At 58.6% G+C, this 14479-nt stretch carries 13 protein-coding genes and 1 pseudogene; 3 read left to right on the top strand and 11 right to left on the bottom strand.

The features are described 5' to 3' along the window. Window positions 1–149: 149 nt before the first annotated feature. The 3 genes from GTU67_RS00070 to soxC all read right to left on the bottom strand — a co-directional run bounded on the left by GTU67_RS00070 (window position 150) and on the right by soxC (window position 4114). Window positions 150–2078, bottom strand: coding sequence for a L,D-transpeptidase family protein (locus GTU67_RS00070; RefSeq protein ID WP_221893209.1), 1929 nt, complete (start codon window positions 2076–2078; stop codon window positions 150–152). 94 nt (window positions 2079–2172) lie between these two features. Further along, window positions 2173–2727, bottom strand: coding sequence for a c-type cytochrome (locus GTU67_RS00065; RefSeq protein WP_185778174.1), 555 nt, complete (start codon window positions 2725–2727; stop codon window positions 2173–2175). Continuing rightward, entirely contained in the window at window positions 2711–4114 is a 1404-nt protein-coding gene (gene soxC, locus GTU67_RS00060) for a sulfite dehydrogenase (protein ID WP_185778173.1), read from the bottom strand. The genes GTU67_RS00065 and soxC overlap by 17 nt, the downstream gene beginning before the upstream one ends. A gap of 200 nt (window positions 4115–4314) precedes the next feature. On the opposite strand from soxC, the gene GTU67_RS00055 reads away from it, so the two are divergent. Together GTU67_RS00055 and GTU67_RS00050 are read left to right on the top strand one after the other, a co-directional pair. Further along, complete coding sequence (locus GTU67_RS00055) at window positions 4315–4701, top strand: DUF4870 family protein (RefSeq protein WP_185778172.1); 387 nt, start codon at window positions 4315–4317, stop codon at window positions 4699–4701. Next, entirely contained in the window at window positions 4694–5212 is a 519-nt protein-coding gene (locus GTU67_RS00050; RefSeq protein WP_185778171.1) for a flagellar protein FlhE, read from the top strand. Before GTU67_RS00055 ends, GTU67_RS00050 begins: the two co-directional genes overlap by 8 nt. Before the next feature lie 49 nt (window positions 5213–5261). Here the strand turns inward: GTU67_RS00050 and GTU67_RS00045 are convergent, their stop codons facing one another. From GTU67_RS00045 to GTU67_RS00020, 6 genes are all read right to left on the bottom strand, one after another. Continuing rightward, window positions 5262–6260, bottom strand: a complete 999-nt coding sequence (locus tag GTU67_RS00045) for an OmpA/MotB family protein (RefSeq protein WP_221893208.1) — start codon at window positions 6258–6260, stop codon at window positions 5262–5264. Beyond that, window positions 6260–7114, bottom strand: coding sequence for a motility protein A (locus GTU67_RS00040; protein ID WP_185778170.1), 855 nt, complete (start codon window positions 7112–7114; stop codon window positions 6260–6262). The genes GTU67_RS00045 and GTU67_RS00040 overlap by 1 nt, the downstream gene beginning before the upstream one ends. 55 nt (window positions 7115–7169) lie before the next feature. Next, window positions 7170–8954 carry a Na/Pi cotransporter family protein gene (locus GTU67_RS00035; RefSeq protein WP_185778169.1) on the bottom strand — a complete coding sequence of 595 codons (1785 nt, stop codon included), beginning with the start codon at window positions 8952–8954 and terminating at the stop codon, window positions 7170–7172. A gap of 45 nt (window positions 8955–8999) precedes the next feature. Next, entirely contained in the window at window positions 9000–9224 is a 225-nt protein-coding gene (locus GTU67_RS00030; protein WP_185778168.1) for a hypothetical protein, read from the bottom strand. A gap of 356 nt (window positions 9225–9580) precedes the next feature. Then, window positions 9581–10561, bottom strand: a complete 981-nt coding sequence (locus tag GTU67_RS00025) for an RpnC/YadD family protein (RefSeq protein ID WP_185778167.1) — start codon at window positions 10559–10561, stop codon at window positions 9581–9583. A 586-nt stretch (window positions 10562–11147) separates the two neighbouring features. Continuing rightward, window positions 11148–11825: a hypothetical protein gene (locus GTU67_RS00020; RefSeq protein ID WP_185778166.1), complete on the bottom strand. Its 678-nt coding sequence runs from the start codon at window positions 11823–11825 to the stop codon at window positions 11148–11150. Window positions 11826–11922: 97 nt separating this feature from the next. Here GTU67_RS00020 and GTU67_RS00015 point away from each other — a divergent pair, with 97 nt between their 5' ends. Beyond that, window positions 11923–13242, top strand: a complete 1320-nt coding sequence (locus GTU67_RS00015; protein WP_185778165.1) for an IS1380 family transposase — start codon at window positions 11923–11925, stop codon at window positions 13240–13242. A gap of 145 nt (window positions 13243–13387) precedes the next feature. Here the strand turns inward: GTU67_RS00015 and GTU67_RS00010 are convergent, their stop codons facing one another. Next, window positions 13388–13726: a hypothetical protein gene (locus GTU67_RS00010; protein ID WP_185778164.1), complete on the bottom strand. Its 339-nt coding sequence runs from the start codon at window positions 13724–13726 to the stop codon at window positions 13388–13390. Between the two features lie 154 nt (window positions 13727–13880). Next, window positions 13881–14479: pseudogene (locus GTU67_RS00005) on the bottom strand (hypothetical protein); the annotation flags it as partial.

Here is a 14479-nt window from a genome sequence, read left to right as displayed (position 1 = left end):
ACCTTGGCACTGCAAAACGGATTGTTTAACAGGGGACGACCATTTGATAACAAGCAAAATCAGTTCACCCGTTTTAGTTAACGCAGTCGTCCAAAAATTACCTAAATTTTAGGCAATTTAAGTTAAATCCGTTTAACTGGGTTCTATTTTTACATCATTTTTAATGCTTTTGCCAGCGTCTTGTCGTGCCCGTATATATCGTCATAAAAATAGACGGTGTCTTCAAGCACGACCACGGTGGCGTAGGCCAGCACCACCGGAATAGGTGCAGCCAGCCGGATGGTTTGCGATTTTCCGGCGGTCATGGCTGCTTCTATGCGCGATTGCGTCCATTGGGGCTCGTTTTTAAGCACAAACTGCGCCAGCGCCACCGGCGCCTCGACGCGAATACAGCCATGGCTGAAGTCGCGACGGCTCCGTTCAAATAACTGGGGCGATGGCGTGTGATGCAGATAGATGTTGGTGTTATTGGGGAAGATAAACTTGATGTCGCCCAGCGCATTTTGCGGGCCGGGGCGTTGCCGAATACGCGCGGCGCCTTTTTGCACGGCCTCGAGGTTGGCCGGCGTCAGTTGGGTGGATACAGAACCGTCTTTCAAGACAAATTCAAACCCCTGGCGGTCGAAGTACGCGGGGTCGCGACGCAGGCGCGGCAGTGTTTCGCCGCGTGCAATCGACGGCGGTATATTCCAGTAAGGGCTGAATTCAATAAATCGCATGTCTTCATCGAACAGCGGGGTACTGGTGTCGAGCGCGCGGCCCACAATGACCCGCATTTGCAGGCTGATATCAATATTGCCATCGGGCATGACGTCGTAGGCACGCAGCATGAACTCGGGGATATTGACCACGATCATGCGTGGTGCACTGACCAGCGGTGTCCAGCGCAGCCGTTCAAGCGTCAGCGCCATTTGCTTGACGCGCTGGGCCGGTGTGACATTAAGTTGCGCCAGTGTTGCCGGCCCGATGATGCCGTCTTCGGTCAGCCCATGACGCTTCTGAAAAGCCTTGACCCCGGCCTCAAGCGCCGCGTCGTATACGGCGGGTGTATTGGACATGGTGGTTGTCGTGCCCGAGCCCGACAACGCGCTGGAAGCTGACGCGTTGCTTATGGCTTGAGGAGCTTGCGTCGCAGCAATATTGCCCGCGGGTGTATCGCCGGACGGTGCGATGTGAGCGGGAATATCGCCTAATAATATTAAGCGCTGTGCCAGTTGCGTGGCGCCTGCCCACGGTTGGCCGACTTCCAGTTTGCGCCCGGGCAATGCGGGCAGCGGGCTGGCCCAGGCCGGGTTGTTTTGCAACTGACGATACTGGGCCATGGCCTTGACGACGGCATCGTACATGGGGACGCGCGGGCGGGCGTCGTGTAACGCTTTGGCGACAGTATTGTTTTGCAAGGCGCTAAACAAATACTGCCTGGCATCAAAGGCGGGTTTTGGTGGCACGTCGAACTTTTGATGCACCCGGTGCGGGTCTACCCGGCCGTCGCGCAGGTCGCTTAAGTATTGCACCAGGTTCTGGTTTAGTCGGGCATTCAGCTCGGTACGTTGTTGCTGTGTGGCCATTGGTGCATCGGGCTGCGCCAGGCGTGCAAATTGCTCGATCAGCGTGGTTGCTTCGTAGGTTTCGGGGTTAAGGCCGTGCGTATCAGCTGCCGCCAACACCTGCAGTGCCCCGGCCACCTGCGGGTGTGGGCTGCCGTCGGCCATAAACCAGACCGGGTCGGCACTGATGGTTAACGATGCGGTGGGCGCCGGCACGGTGCTTTGGGTGTTTGGCCCTGGTGTTGTTGCCTGGCCCGCTTGTGCCTGGGCTGATGCCGGTGTCGTGGCCGGGTTAATTGATGCGGCCGCTGCTGTAGCCGTCTGGGTGCTGCCCAAACCCGGTGCAAGCCCACATAGAAGCACTGCAGCCAGACGTGCGGCAAAGCGGGCTTTAGGCCGTTTGAAACAGCGCGATTTTTGGTCGGCCAACGCTGCGATGCGAAGCGACTTTTGGCCGGCAAAAAGATCTGCGCGTTGCGGGGTGTCGGCGTTTGTGGCCGAGGGTGAGACGACTGTATTGAATTGGGCCATAGCGACTAGGGGCTTGTAACAAGATGATGACCATAGTGCCATGGTTCATCGGCCTGTCACAAGCCCCGCTTGCCGCCTTGTGGCCTGGATGTTGCTAACGGCCTGCAGGCTTGAAGCCGTTTTTGTTGGGCATGTCGACCTTGGCCAGGTTGTCTTGGTTCAGTTCGGCGTTGGCATCGACGATATTGGCCTTGTGCAAAATATAGGCCGAAACGGCATAGACGTCGTCGTTGCTTAAGCTGCCGGGTTGGGTAAAGGGCATTGACCGTTTGATGTAGTCGAACAGGGTAGTGGCGTAGGGCCAATAACTTTCGACGGTTTTAACCGGCGCCTTGGTCGGGTCGTTGTTGACCAGGGTGCTGCGCCCACCCGTCAGCCGGTCGCCAATACCGCCTTCCAGGTTGGCGCCATGGCAGGCCAGGCAGTGCTGGGTGTAGACCTTTTCACCTTGCATGACCGTGCCCGACCCTTTGGGCAAGCCTCGCCCGTCGGGTAGCGGTGACACAAACTGCGAGAGCTCTTCGGGGGTGGCCGTGTGCCCAAAGCCAAACTTTTTGCCGTGATTGTCGGCGACGGCGCCGCCGGCCAGGCCAAGTGCCAGCGCAATGCCGCCGACCCCACCCAGTACATAGTTAGTAATGATGGACATTTGACACCTCCCCCGTAGCGGCGACTTTCCAACTTTGGATGCCGTTCAGATGGTAAATGGACGCCAGCGGCCCGTTGGTGCCGCGCTGGGCAACCAATTCTTTGATGGTGGGCTGTACATAGCCGGTTTCGTCGGTGCAGCGGCTTTGCAAAATAGCTTCTTTGCCGTCCCATTCCCAGGGGATGGAGAACCGAGTGTGACACATGGGCAAGATGGGCCCATGCAATTTGGCCTCGCGCCAGTTTTTACCGCTATCGACCGAGACCTCGACTTTTTTGACCAGCCCCTTGCCCGACCAGGCCAAGCCCGTAATTTCGTAAAACCCCGGGCGCTGGAGCAGCATTTCGCCTGAGGGGTAGGTGATGACCGATTTGGCTTCCATGGTGAATGAAAACTGCAAAGCGCTGCCATCGGGCATGAGGTCGGTGTATTTTGAAGTCTCTTCGCGCGTCATGAAAGGCGTGTCGGAGATTTCGATACGCCGGATCCATTTGATGCACATATTGCCTTCGTAGCCGGGAACGACCAGTCGCAAGGGGTAGCCTTGTTCGGGGCGTATGGCTTCGCCGTTCTGGCCGTAGGCCAGGAAGCAGTCGGCCATGGCTTTTTCAAGCGGGATACTACGCGTCATGACGGCGGCATCGCCGCCTTCGGCCAGCAGCCACTTGCCACCAGATTTGACGCCTACTTCGTTAAGCAAGGTCGACAGCGGAACTCCGGTCCATTCGGACGTGGACGTCAGCCCGTGAGTGCCCTGAACCGTTTTGAGTGTGGGCTTGATCCACTCGGTCAGGCCATTGCCGGAGCATTCAAGAAAGCAGATGCGCGACATAAACGGGAAGCGCCGGATGTCTTGCATGTTGAATTTCTTGGCCTCGTCGACCATGCCGTGGATATACAGCATATGTTTGGTGGGGTCGATTGTGGCGATACCGCCGTGGTGCCTTTCGTAGTGCAGGCCCGAGGGGGTGATGATGCCCTGACTCTTTTCAAGCGGCGTCATGCTCCAGGATGATTCGGTAGTTTTGGTACCGAAGCGCCAGCGCACTTCGGTTTCAAACTGCGACCGGAAGCCATAGCCGCCATCGTCTACGCCAACGCCTACGCCTTGCGCTTTGGTCGGGTCAGGAAAGACGGTGCGTTCGATGGCGCCGGGAGGGGCCTTGGCGTGGGCCGCCCCTGTTTTGGCCAGCGCAGCTGCGCCCAGCGCGGCAACACTGCCCAATAAAAAACGCCGTCGCTGTCGGGCAGGGTCGGCGTCGCCATGGTAGTAGGGGGATTCGGGGTTGCGTCTTTCGTTTTCAAGAAAGAGCGCTTCTTGGGCCTGCAGCTTTTGATGCAAGGCAGTGGTGCCGGCAGGAAGCTCGGGTAATGGTCTTGTTTTCATATGTGCACTCCGTTTGCTGGTATTGCAAGGTGTTGCGATCACTGAAAAACCACCGCTATTGCTGTTTACAATAGGGCTCAGGTATTTACACCCTGACGGCCAGCATAGGCCTACGGTACCCGGGCGTCAACGGACAAACGGGTAGGTTATCCGTAACAGTCGCAAAACCCGTCGCAAACGCAAACCTTTAGGAAGCTTCAATGACTGTAGATTTCACGAACCCCGGCAACAACTTGCAGCCCGGTAATGGCGGTAACCCCGAAAAGGTCGCTTCACTTAAAACCATAACCACGGTCATTTATGCGTTGCAGGCGCTGTCTTTTTTCGTGGGCATCACCAGTCTGGTGGCCATCATCATTAATTACGTCAAGTTATCCGACGCCAAAGGCACCTGGCTCGAATCGCACTTCAGATGGCAAATTCGTACGTTCTGGTATGGCATTTTGTGGTGCGTCGTGGCCTTCTTGCTAACGTTTGTCATGGTCGGGTATTTGGTGTTCGGGGTCGTGGTTGTTTGGTTTATTTACCGTATTGTTAAAGGCTGGTTGCGCCTGGCCGACAACAAGCCCATGTATACCGATGCCTGATATTGATGAAGACGGCGCGCGTCTGGTTTTAGTGGGTGGCCTGAGCCGCACGTTTTCTGGTTGGCTGGCGGGTTTTATGTTGGCCGCGGTGGCAGGCCATGCGGCGGCGCAGGGCGGGCAGGTCTGGTCACAAGAAGCCGTTAGCCCGGCCATTAACCAAAAAGGGTTGTCGGTCACGCAAACGTTTACGGCGCCCCAGCCCGTACACCCGCGGGCGGTAATTACATCGGTTCGGGTGCAGCGCCAAACGCGCACGGTGGGGCAGTTGGGCAGCGTGTTGTGCACGTCGCCCGGTGCGGGGCGTTGCGTGGTTTTGTTTGGCAGCCATACATCAACACAGGTCTTTAACGGCTTGCCGGCCGACCAAACGTTTTATTTAACCCATACGTTGGTAGGGAAGGGGCCGCAAACGCCCCCGGCGTTTGTCAGGTCGGGGTTGAGCGTTTGGTATTCGGTCGGGCCGGGCTTGCAAGGTCAGCGCAGAAAATCTGCAACCCCAGAAACCCCTTAGCTGCGCAGGCCTGCTGGCCAATTCGTGCAGGCTTCGCCGCGGCCAGCCCTCATTCTTCCACGGTTTCCATCAGCAGCTCAACGCGTCGGTTAAGCGCCCGGTTTTCGGGGGTGTCGTTGGTGGCCAGGGGCTTGGTGTCGGCATACCCAACGGCGCGCAAGCGCGTGCTGGCAATGCCGTTGGCCTCGAAGTAGCGCACTACGCTGCCGGCCCGGGCGCTAGACAGTTCCCAGTTTGACGGAAAGCGCACGCTTCGGATGGGGATCGCGTCGGTGTGGCCTTCGATGGTGACGTTATGCGGGCTGTCTTTAAGTACTTTAATTAAGCGTTGCAAAACGGCCAGGCCGTCGCGGCTGAGTTCGGCTTGCCCGGAGCTGAACAGGATTTCGCTGTTGATGCGGAAGCTGACCGACTTTTCGTTGACGACGACATCGATATCGCTGCCCAGGTTGGCCAGGTCAAGGCCCTGCAGGGGGGCGGGGCGGGTACCGTCGTCGGCCGAGGGTTGCAGGGGGATGGGCGTTGACCCACCGGCCTGCATGGTTGGGGCTTTGCCTGCGGAAGACGCCGAGGTGTCGGGCGGAGGCGTGCTGCGCTCGCGCGCAAAAATACCCAGGTTACCCGGCATAATGCCTTCGCGGATATTAAAGCCCTCGCCCTTGCCGGCCAGCATCAGCATGACGAGCATGAACACCAGCAACAGGGTGATGGTGTCGAGGTAAGTCATTAGCCAGCTGTCGGTCTCTTCTTCCGATTGCGGCTCAAAATACCACTTGTCGAAGCGCTGCGGGTTGGCAGCGGCGGGCGCCGACTGGGCGGCCTGTGCGGCGGCCAATGCGCCGGGGGTTGGCTGGGCCCGCAGATTGGGCGACATACCGGGTTTGGGGCCGTAGGGCGAAGCGGCAGTCGATACGGACGGCCCAAGGCCAGGCGTTGCGGGCCCGTTGGCAATGCCGTAAGACCCGGCTTCCTGTTGGCGCTGAAATTCGCGCCGACGCAGTTTGGCGATTTCTTCGAGGGTGAGGTTGCTGGTGTTGCGCGGTGGCATTACGACCCCGTCTGGCCTGCCGGCTGGCTGTCGTCGGCCTTGTCTGCACCTTTGCCGTTTTCACCAAACAGGCGGCGGCTTTCGTCGTCGTTCAGTTCGTCGTCGTACTCGGCCATGAAGGTGTTCAGCGTTTCGCGCATGAAAGCGGGGCGACGTTTCTGGCTCATCATGGATATGCCTTGCATGACCATATTCATCAGCGCCACGCGCTGTTCGGTACGGCGCTCGAGCTTGACGGCGACGGGCTTGAAGATAAGGTTGGCCAGCAAAATACCGTAAAACGTGGTCATGAGGGCCAGCGACATTTGCTGGCCAATAGACGCCATGTCGCCGTCGCCAATCATGAACATGAGGTTGACTAGGCCAATCAGCGTGCCGATCATGCCGAAGGCCGGGGCAAAGGCCGCCATGGTACGAAACAACTGGGCTTCGGCGTGTTCTTTGGCGCGCAGGCGCGCAATGCGCCAGTGCATAAGCTTGACGACGTCTTCTTCGGGGGTGTGGTCAATAATGAGCTGGACGCCGGTTTTAAGAAACGGGTTGTGTACTTTTTCCAGTGCCTGTTCTACCTGGCGGATACTGCCGGACATCCATAGTTTGGAGATAGCGACCAGTTCTTCGATGTCGTCTTGGGTGTACAGGCGCTCGTTGCGCATGACGGTGCCTAGCAGGCCGAAAATGCGAACGACTTCGCGCAGGGGGTAGCTGATGAAGGTGGCGGCCAGCGTACCAATAAGCACAATGCCCAGCCCGGGCAGGTCGATGAAAAGGGTTGGGTCGTCGGCCGAGAAGAACAAGACGACCCCCAGCAACAGAATACTGGCGACGATACCGATGAGGGTGGATGGATTCATGAGCTGCTTTTAAAGGGATGTCTTACCGGGTTAACGACTGTAACCCCCCGGTAGTTTAACGTTGCTGTGTTTCAGTTGTCGGCGGGGCATCGCTGGTTTCTGGTGCGGTTGGTTGGATGCTTGCGGCCGATTCTGTGGCCGGTGATGTTGCTGGTTGTTCGCCAGGCGCGTGCTCGATGCCGGCATCGGCTTGAGCTGCAGCCTGCGTTTCGGTTACGGCGGGTGGCGTTTCTTCAATAACCGGTTCAGCAACGGGGTGGCCGTTGACCCGGCTTTCGGTCAGGTAGTGGCAGATACGCCAAATATGATGCCCGCTGCGTTCAAGCCAGCGGATGGCGTCGGTGGTGTGCAGTAACTGGGCAGCCGCCGCGTGGCGCCGGCCGCCACCTTGAAGGATATCGTGCCGCAACTGGCGCGAGAGGCCTTCCAGTGTGCCGGCTTCACGGCCAATTTCTTCAATGGTGTCTTGGGTGGCGTCGCGTTGTGTGCTGGCGCGGGCCAATTCCAGCATGCGTAGGTTGTGCTCAAGCGCCCATTGATAGTCGGGGCCGGCAAAGTCGATGGGTTGTGTGGTGAGTTCGAACAGCCGTTGCCGAAAACGGATGAGGTGGTCGGCGGCATGCAATTGAGCGATGCGTTGCTCGGCCAGTTTGTTCTGGTCGCTTTCAAGGGGAACACGGCTGATGAAGTCGTAGGCCCGGTCAAGCGCAATACGGGTGCGGTCAAGCAGTGTGGCGTCAATGGCCGTGCCGGGCTGTTTGCAGGCGTCTTCGTAGGTGGAAAAGAGCAGCGTTGCGATTTTTTCCAGGGCACGTTGTGAGGCCTCCAGGGCGACTTCGGGGACACCCAGGGTACTGTTGTCGAGGTTGCCGGCGATGTCTTCCTCCTTTTCGGGCAACAGGCGTTCGACGAACCGGGCAAATTGGGTGGTAAAGGGCATGAAGAGGACGACGCCCAGGCCGATGAACAGGGTGTGGAAGAGGACGAGGCCGATGGTGCCGGGCTCTATTTCGACGTTTTGGCTTAAAAACTTGGTGGCGGCCAGCAAGCCAGGGAAAAGAATGATGGCGATGACGCCGGCGACGAGGTTGAAGACGATGTTGGCGACGGCGGTGCGCTTGGCGGCCACGGTGGCGCCAATGGTGACGAGAATGCCGGTGACGGTGGTGCCAATAGACGCGCCGATGACGAGGGCGCCGGCTTGTTCGAAGTTGATGGTTTGGGTGTACAGGGCGGTGAGGGTGGTGGCGATGGCGGCCGACGATGACTGCAGGATGATGGTGAGCACAAGGCCAAAGAGCATGACGACGATATGCGCCCAGAAGCCGCCGACGGGCAATGAGGCGAAGTCAACAAGGGATGACAGTTCGCGCATGCTGTCTTGCAGGGTGGTAAGGCCCAGGAAGAGCATGCCGAAGCCGGCCAGGGCAACGCCCAGGTCGCGGATGCGGCCCCGGCCCAGCAGTTTGAGCAGGGCGCCGATGCCGATAAGGGGCAGGGTGTAAAAGCCGAATTTTATTTTCAGGCCGATGACGGCAACGATCCAGCCGGTGGCGGTGTTGCCCAGGCTGGTGCCGATGACAAAGCCGACGGCCTGAGTGAAGGTGATGAGCCCGGCGCTGACAAAGCCAATGATGGTGACGGTGGTGGCGCTGGATGACTGAACCAGTGCGGTGGTAAGCGTGCCCGACAGGAAGGCTTTGAAGGGGGTGCCGGTGAAGCGGATGAGGGCGCTGCGCAGGGCAGGACCGGCAAACGAGACCAGGCCTTCGGACAGCAGCATCATGCCAATAAGAAACAGGCCGATGCCGCCGATGAACGGGAACAGGATGTCTGACATTGAGTTTTGGGGCGCTTGGCGTTGTGTTGCGGGTAAAAGGGGAGTTTACCCGCCGAGGGGTGGGTTGTTTTGCTTGAGCATGTCGAGAAGTTCGGCGTGGTATCGGCGCTGGTCGGCGATGGCGGTGTTTAATATGCTGTGCAACCGCTCGTAGTCGTCGATCATGTGCTCGTTCATGCCGGAGTCTTCGAAGGCGTCGAGTAGTTTTAAGGTGTTGCGGATGACGGTTTGGAGTTCGTCGATGAGTTTGCGGTAGTCGGATTCGTGCATGGGGGACTTTTTTGTATTGGTTTTGGGTGATGTTAGCGCATGCCGATGCAGGGTGTGGCTCCAGGCGGGCGATCGCGTGGCCCCTGCGGAACTCGCGAGATCGACCAGCCCCCGGCTGGTCGAAAACGATTCGCTCGAACAGCCGCGCCCTTGCACCCACGGCCAAGGCCCGTCCGCCGGCACGCTCAAAGCCCGCCCGGCGCCGCACCCCGCATCAGCCGGGGCGGTTGGCGTTTAGCTAGCTATTTTTGGGTGGGGTGCGGGTTGTGTCAGGGTGTTGCAGCGTTGTTTTAGGCCCCAGAACAGCGGTGTGTGCCATTGCTGAGGGGGTTTTGTGCGCTACTGGGCGCCGAGAATTACTGCTCGAAAACGGCTTGCAGGGTCTGGGCGTTCAAGACGTTGACGGCCCAGCGTTGCAGGGTGCTGGTGTCGGCCTGGTGGATTTGGTCGGCAGCCCAGTCGGGGAGTGGGCCGAACTTTTGTTGCAAAAGAGTTTGCAGTACGTTGGCAGCGCCTTTGGTTGAACCTTCGTCAAACCACCCCTGCTTGCGCTCGTCGATATGACGTTGCCAATAGATACGCTCGATGCTGGTAATGTAGGCCATGGTCTGTTCGTCCTCTATCAGGGTCAGGGTATTGAAGAAATTGTTGTCGAGCTCTTCGGGCAGTAGCAGCAAAGAGTCAATGATGCGCAACAAGCCGGTGCGCTGATCGACGTCATAACCCCAATATTTCAGTAGTTTAGCCAATTCCAGCTTGCTCACCAAGCGAGATTCGGCGGATGCTTGCGTGGCCCGACAGGCCAGTTGGGCCAATACAACCACGGCGAAAGGATTGTTAGGGGCGATGTCACGCAGTTCGTCAGTCCTTGCTGCCCATTTAGCCAGGTTAATAACCGGAAATGTAAACAGCAATTCGTTGCTACCCACTGCCGCTCGGTAGCTTTCGGTGTCGGCGCCATCGGCTCTGTCGAGCAAAATAGCGCAAGAAAAGTGGCTGTGGTGCGGGTGTTTTTCCATTAGCCGAAATCGATACACCAACATGCGCTGGGCAAGGTCGAGGCTGACTTTGCCGGCCTGCACTTCGATATGGATAAGCAATAAGGCCACGCTGCCACCGAGCAATTGCAACTGGGCCAAGTGGTCTACATAGCGCACGCTGCGTTTGTTGATTTTACGCAAGCTTTGCAGTTCTTTATCTAGCAATACCGGCGCGATGTGCCAGTCAACCTGGGCATGCACCTCGGGCCAGAATAGTTCGATGCAATCGGGCAGCCAGCGGGTTAAAGCGTCTTTCCAGATGCCGTCAAAGTCGGGGTTGACGGCGGTGTTGAACATGACGGCATTCCTTAAGGCTGCAGCGGCAAAGGCTGCGGAATGCTGACTGTATCGGCCCGGGGCGAATCAAAATAGTCGCAGATGTACGCGGGACGAAAAAATCCAGCTTCGGTTTACCGGAATATTAACTAGCCGGTTGCGGTGTGTCGGAAGGCTGATTAGCGGTCTGTGAGTTGCCGAGGAATGTAAATTGCATTTGCGCGTACCTGGCGAATGCGTGACGTCGGCGCATGCCGATGCGGGGTGTGGCGCCGGGCGGGCGATCGCGTGGCCCCTGCGGGGCTGCCCGGCGTCCAGGCCTTGGCCGTGGCGGACGCGGAACTCGCGAGATCGACCAGCCCCCGGCTGGTCGAAAACGATTCGCTCGAACAGCCGCGCCCTTGCACCCACGGCCAAGGCCGGCCCGCCGGCACGCTCAAAGCCCGCCCGGCGCCACACCCCGCATCGGCTGGGGCGGTTGGTGTTCATCGAGCTATTTTTGGGTGGGGTGCGGGTTGTGTCAGGGTGTTGCAGCGTTGTTTTAGGCCACGGAACAGCGGTGTGTGCCATTGCTGAGGGGGTTTTGTGCGCTACTGGGCGCCGAGGATTACTGCTCGAAAACGGCTTGCAGTGTTTGGGCGCTCAAGACGTTGATGGCCCAGCGTTGCAGGGTGCTGGTGTCGGCCTGGTGGATTTGGTCAGTCGCCCAGTCGGGTAGCGTGCCAAATTTTTGCTGCAAAAGAGTTTGCAGTACATCGGCGGCGCCATGGCGCTCGCCTTTGCTGAGCCCCTCTTCCAGCCACCCCTGCTTGTTCTCATCGATGTGGCGCTGCCAGTAGTAGCGCTCGATGTTACTGATGAATGACATGGCTTGCGGCTCCTCGATATGCGTCGTCAGGGTTGTCATGAAAGTATCTTCCATGGCTTTGGGCAGTATCAGTAATGAATCGATGATGCGCAACAGGTTAATGCGTTGCCCAACGTCATAACCCCAATATTTCAATAGTTTAGCCAATTCCAGCTTGCTCACCAAGCGGGATTCGGCGGATGCCTGTGTGGCCCGACAGGCCAGTTGCGCCAGGATTACGACGGCAAAGGGGTTTTTGGGTGCAATGCGGTGCAGCTCGTCGGCTCTTGCGGCCCATTTAGCCAGGTTAATTACCGGGAAGGTAAACAGCAATTCGTTGCTACCCACTGCCGCTCGGTAGCTCTCAGTGTCGGCGCCATGCGCCCTGTCGAGCAAAATAGTGCAAGAAAAGTGACTGTGGCGCGGGTGCTTTTCCATAAGCCTAACCCGGAAATTTCACCAAAAGGAATCGGCGCATACCTTTAAGCCCGCATAAAATCGAGGTGCGAAACAAGATTTCGGGAAGGTAGCGCCGATGCCAAATCGTACCACTGAACAACTGAACTTTGGGCGCCTTGGACGCAGTCATTTGCAGGCCAATTTCCAGGGTGGTGACCTCAGTTCCGATGGCGGGCTGATGCTGTTGCGACAGATTGATGCGCGCACCGGTTTGTCGCGTCTGGCCGCCAAGGCGTTGACCGATCGACGTGCCGGGGGTCGGATTCGCCACCGCCTGCGCGATCTCATCGCCCAGCGCCTGTATGGCCTGTGCTGCGGCTACGAAGACCTGAACGATCACGACACGCTGCGCTCGGACCTGTTGATGCAAACGGCCGTCGGGCGCGATCAGGCACTGGCCAGTTCGCCCACACTCAGTCGGCTCGAGACCGGTGCCAGCCGCGCCGATGCCTGGGCGCTGCATCAGGTTCTGGTCGAGCACTTCATTGCCAGCTTTGCCAGCCCACCCCAAGAGTTGATTCTGAATGTCGACGCCTCGGATATCCCGTTACATGGTGAACAGGAACTCAAGCAGTTCCACGCCTATTACGACCACCACTGCTACCTGCCGCTGTACGTGTTCTGCGGCCAGTCGATGCTGGCCTGCCTGCTGCGACCCAGCCGCATTGACGGTGCCCGGCATGCAGCGGCCGTGCTGCGGCTGCTGGTGACACGGCTGCGTCAGACCTGGCCGGATGTGAAGATCATCATCCGGGGCGACTCCGGATTCTGTCGTCAGCGTCTGCTGCGCTGGTGCGAGCGGGCCAACGTGCGGTACATCATCGGCCTAGCCCGCAACACGCGCCTTCAGGCGCGTGTGAAACTGGCCGAACAGGTGCTCGAACGTGACTACCGACGCACCGGATCCAAGCAGCGCCTGGTCAGCCAATTCAGTTATGCGGCCGCGTCCTGGAACCGACCGCGACGCGTACTCACCCGCCTGGAATACGGTGCCCAGGGCGCGAACCCGCGCTTCGTCGTCACCAACATTGCCAGTTCTGAGGCCGATGCGGTACAGCTGTACGATCAGCTGTATTGTGCCCGGGGTGAAGCCGAGAACCGCATCAAGGAAGCGCAGCTCGACCTGTTCGGCACCCGCGCCAGTTGCCACCGATTTGCGGCAAACCAGTTCCGGCTGCTGCTGGCCGCGCTGGCCTACACCCTGATGCAACGGCTGCGTGAATTGGCCCTGCGCGGCACAGAACTGGAACGGGCCAGTGCCGCCACCATCCGCGTGCGACTGCTCAAGATCGGGGCGGCCATCGTGCGCAATACCCGACGCGTTCGTATCCTGTTGGCCTCACACCATCCCTTGCGTCATGTGTTCGCCCACGCGGCACACGCCATGGCCCCGTAGCGCTGAAAAAGTGCTGTCCCCGGCACGCTATAAAGCAACGGGGGTTGGGGTAATTGCGCCTGTTGCATCAATAAAATGACATCCGCGCCGTCGTCTTGCCTTCGCTGCGAACGGCTTCAGCTAAATCGGCCGAAAAACGTTCGAATCACTTTGCTGATGAAAAGTCCGGGCTAAACCGATACACCAACATGCGCTGGGCCAGGTCATGGCTGACGCTACCGGCCTGCACTTCGATATGGATAAGCAATAAGGCCGCGCCGCCGCCACACAATTGCACCTGCGCCAGGTGGTCTACATATCTTACGCCCCGCTTGTTAATCTTACGCAAGCTTTGCAGTTCTTTATCCAGCAGCACCGGCGCTATACGCCAGTCGACCTGGGCATGCACCTCGGGCCAGAATAACGCCATGCAGCCAGGCAGCCAGCGGGTTAAGGCGTCTTTCCAGATGCCGTCAAAGTCGGGGTTGACGGCGGTGTTGAACATGACGGCATTCCTTAAGGCTGCAGCGGCAAAGGCTGCGGAATGCTGACTGTATCGGCCCGGGGCGAATCAAAATAGTCGCAGATGTACGCGGGATGGAAATAGCCGGCTGCTGCGTGACGGAAACTGAACTAGTCGGCTGCTATTGCGCCAAAGGTTACTGCTCGAAAACGGCTTGCAGGGTCTGGGCGTTTAAGACGTTGATGGCCCAGCGCTGCAAGGTGCTGGTATCGGCCTGGTGGATTTGGTCAGTCGCCCAGTCGGGTAGCGTGCCGAATTTTTGCTGCAAAAGGGTTTGCAGTACGTTGGCAGCGCCGTGACGCTGGCCCAATTGCTCGCCCTTGCTCAACCCTTCTTCCAGCCACCCTTGCTTGTTCTCATCGATGTGGCGCTGCCAGTAAATACGTTCAATGCTGGTAATGTAGGCCATGGTTTGTTCGTCCTCGATTTGCGTCAGGGTGTTGAAGAAGTCATTGTCGAGCTCTTCGGGGAGCAGCAGCAAAGAGTCAATGATACGTAACAAGCCGGTGCGCTGGTCGACGTCATAACCCCAATATTTCAATAGTTTAGCCAATTCCAGCTTGCTGACCAAGCGGGATTGGGCCGATGCTTGCGTAGCCCGGCAAGCCAGTTGCGCCAGGATCACGACGGCAAAGGGGTTTGCGGGTGCAATGCGGTGTAGCTCGTCGGCCCTTGCAGCCCATTTAGCCAGGTTAATTACCGGAAATGTAAACAGCAATTCGTTGCTACCCACTG

Source organism: Pusillimonas minor, assembly GCF_014237865.1.
GTDB lineage: Bacteria > Pseudomonadota > Gammaproteobacteria > Burkholderiales > Burkholderiaceae_B > Neopusillimonas > Neopusillimonas minor.
This window is presented reverse-complemented; position numbering and strand designations above follow the sequence as displayed.

Bases quoted from the DNA above. Each gene is read 5' to 3' on its own strand.
- GTU67_RS00070 (WP_221893209.1), bottom strand. From the start codon at position 2,078: ATGGCCCAATTCAATACAGTCGTCTCACCCTCGGCCACAAACGCCGAC.
- GTU67_RS00065 (WP_185778174.1), bottom strand. From the start codon at position 2,727: ATGTCCATCATTACTAACTATGTACTGGGTGGGGTCGGCGGCATTGCG.
- soxC (WP_185778173.1), bottom strand. From the start codon at position 4,114: ATGAAAACAAGACCATTACCCGAGCTTCCTGCCGGCACCACTGCCTTG.
- GTU67_RS00055 (WP_185778172.1), top strand. From the start codon at position 4,315: ATGACTGTAGATTTCACGAACCCCGGCAACAACTTGCAGCCCGGTAAT.
- GTU67_RS00050 (WP_185778171.1), top strand. From the start codon at position 4,694: ATGCCTGATATTGATGAAGACGGCGCGCGTCTGGTTTTAGTGGGTGGC.
- GTU67_RS00045 (WP_221893208.1), bottom strand. From the start codon at position 6,260: ATGCCACCGCGCAACACCAGCAACCTCACCCTCGAAGAAATCGCCAAA.
- GTU67_RS00040 (WP_185778170.1), bottom strand. From the start codon at position 7,114: ATGAATCCATCCACCCTCATCGGTATCGTCGCCAGTATTCTGTTGCTG.
- GTU67_RS00035 (WP_185778169.1), bottom strand. From the start codon at position 8,954: ATGTCAGACATCCTGTTCCCGTTCATCGGCGGCATCGGCCTGTTTCTT.
- GTU67_RS00030 (WP_185778168.1), bottom strand. From the start codon at position 9,224: ATGCACGAATCCGACTACCGCAAACTCATCGACGAACTCCAAACCGTC.
- GTU67_RS00025 (WP_185778167.1), bottom strand. From the start codon at position 10,561: ATGTTCAACACCGCCGTCAACCCCGACTTTGACGGCATCTGGAAAGAC.
- GTU67_RS00020 (WP_185778166.1), bottom strand. From the start codon at position 11,825: ATGGAAAAGCACCCGCGCCACAGTCACTTTTCTTGCACTATTTTGCTC.
- GTU67_RS00015 (WP_185778165.1), top strand. From the start codon at position 11,923: ATGCCAAATCGTACCACTGAACAACTGAACTTTGGGCGCCTTGGACGC.
- GTU67_RS00010 (WP_185778164.1), bottom strand. From the start codon at position 13,726: ATGTTCAACACCGCCGTCAACCCCGACTTTGACGGCATCTGGAAAGAC.